This is a genomic window from Halobacillus sp. BBL2006 (genome assembly GCF_000786645.1).
Taxonomy (GTDB): Bacteria; Bacillota; Bacilli; order Bacillales; family Halobacillaceae; genus Halobacillus.
Window position 1 is genome coordinate 1 of sequence record NZ_JRNX01000342.1, and the last position, 2,167, is coordinate 2,167.

The 2,167-nt window shown below is 38.0% G+C and carries 3 protein-coding genes; 1 reads left to right on the forward strand and 2 read right to left on the reverse strand.

The window, feature by feature from the left end:
- Positions 1-308: 308 nt before the first annotated feature.
- Positions 309-1,103, forward strand: coding sequence for an alpha/beta fold hydrolase (locus tag LD39_RS10850; protein ID WP_035546186.1), 795 nt, complete (start codon positions 309-311; stop codon positions 1,101-1,103).
- A gap of 132 nt (positions 1,104-1,235) precedes the next feature.
- Here LD39_RS10850 and LD39_RS10855 read toward each other — a convergent pair whose 3' ends face one another.
- Both LD39_RS10855 and LD39_RS22135 read right to left on the reverse strand, forming a co-directional pair.
- The gene (locus LD39_RS10855; RefSeq protein ID WP_081988415.1) at positions 1,236-1,754 is read right to left on the reverse strand and encodes a hypothetical protein; all 519 of its coding nucleotides are present in this window, start codon (positions 1,752-1,754) and stop codon (positions 1,236-1,238) included.
- A 274-nt stretch (positions 1,755-2,028) separates the two neighbouring features.
- Positions 2,029-2,167: excalibur calcium-binding domain-containing protein (locus LD39_RS22135; protein ID WP_197061418.1), on the reverse strand; the 139-nt coding region annotated here is incomplete at its 5' end.

Below are 2,167 nucleotides of genomic sequence, written 5' to 3' on the forward strand. Positions count from 1 at the left end.
AAAGAAAAAAAGATATAAAAGGTTTATTACTTGACATAGTGAGAATTCACTATGAACGTTGTGTGAAATGATTCACCTTATCTTCAAATGATTATGATTCCTCTAGGACCGTCGCTATCAAGCAGTTAATGTCCGATAAATAGGATGATTTTACTGCTTTATTCCCCATTTTTTCCTGTTAGATAATAGAGTTCATAAGGTTTTTTTATGATGAATAGTTCTTTTTTACCGTTTCATAGTATAATCTTTCTTATCCCCGTAAGTAGCTTGCTTGTAAGTGGGATAAAGCTTTGTAAAGGAGGGAGCATTTGTTACACCACAAAATCATACAAAACACTGAACATGATGAGTGGGTAGTGATGCTTCATGCTGTAGGCGGGAGTTATCACACATTCTACAAACAAGAAGTTGATTTCCAACGTCATTTTAATTTGCTCATGGTTGATTTACCTGGTCATGGAGGATCAAGGGATATACAAAATGATACAGAAGAGGGTCTGATCGTTTTTACGGCGAAACAGGTGATTCAGTTGATGAAAGATCTAGGCATCCCAAAGGCTCATTTCGTCGGCGTTTCTCTAGGAACCATTATTATTCACACGATCATGCACCTTGATGAAGCGAAGGTCCAATCCGCATGCTTAGGCAGTGCATTGACTAGTTTTGATCCTACTCTTCTTTCTTTGGCTAACCGTGCTTGGAAGGTTAGATCATTGATTCCTTATATGATGATGTTCCGTTATTTCGGACACCGTTTACTTCCGTACCCCAATCACCAGGAACACCTGCATTATTTCATCTCTGAAGGAAAGAAAATGGGGAGGGAAAATTTTTATCAATGGATGGATGCTCTGAGGCATATAGAAATGGTGTTTGAGAATATCGAAATCAAAACGATTGCGATCCCGCGTTTATACATATCGGGGGAGGAGGATATAAGCATTCTCCCTCACTTTAGGAAGGAATTAACTCGTAATCAATATATGAATTACACCATTTTAAAAAAATGCGGCCATTTGTTTCACATGGAAAAGCCTGAAGAGTTCAATCATATAGCGTTATCGTTCTTACTCTCTCACATGAACGAGGGATCGTCTAAGTAGGGAAATGGCTGATTTTTTTATTAGGTAAGGTTATACCACCAAAAAAAGCTCGTAGAAGAAACCCTGTTTCTTCTACGAGCCTTTTATGTAGCTATCTTATAATAATATCTTGTTCAGTTTTTTACTGTACAACTATCTCCGTTGTGGCTGCTGAACAGTTTCTTCCTGCTCATAGTCCCTTAAAGAAGGTTGTGGCCCAAAAGGAATAAACTCTTCATCCCTTTTATACTCGGGCTGGTGGTTTTGTTTTCCAGTAGACTTGTACTTGATATGAAATTCTTCTTGGTATTCAGGTGCTTCTCTTACCTCTGGGGTTTGCTGCATACCTGAGATCCATGTTTCGAATTTATAAGTGCCTCGATCAATGATTTGGCATAAATCTTCAAGAGACTGAGTCAAATCATTCATGCAGTCCAATCCGTTTCTTAGAATAATTCCTCGTTCTTTGGCCTTTTCGACGGAGTGATCCAGTCGGTAAGCTTTCCCCTGATAATTAAACTCTACGTAGCAGCTACTGCGATCCCAGTTAAAACTGAAGTTTTCAATTTTTAACCGCTTGATCACCTTAACAAGCTTTCTTTCACAAATACTTTGCTCTTTGTGTGGCATCCAACGGAACAGAACATTCTTGAATATACGATTCTTGAACATACCATTCACCTTCCTTCTATTTTTTGCCTAGCTTTGGGATGCAGGTGCTGTATTCTATATATTTCAACAAAAGGAATAAAATACCTGCTTAAATAGCAATATTTTTACAATATAGGATTTTACATTGATTGAAATCGTGGATAGAAAAAGTAGTTGGATTGATTTCTATCATCAGTCGTTGTTATTCTATCGAGATTTATAAATTATTCACCTCCCCTAAAAGCGTTTGAATACCTTTATCATTATATCTTTTATAATCGTGTTTTTTAATCCGTCAATTTTCACAGCCAACTCCATCGCCATCTCTATCCAGATGGGGGCCGTACCCTGCATCACCAGCGTACACTGGAGCGGCTCCAGCATTTCTGGCAGCTGAACAATTCTTATAATAAATTTCGGAGCTGCCTGAAGAA

Bases quoted from the DNA above. Each gene is read 5' to 3' on its own strand.
- LD39_RS10855 (WP_081988415.1), bottom strand. From the start codon at position 1,754: ATGTTCAAGAATCGTATATTCAAGAATGTTCTGTTCCGTTGGATGCCA.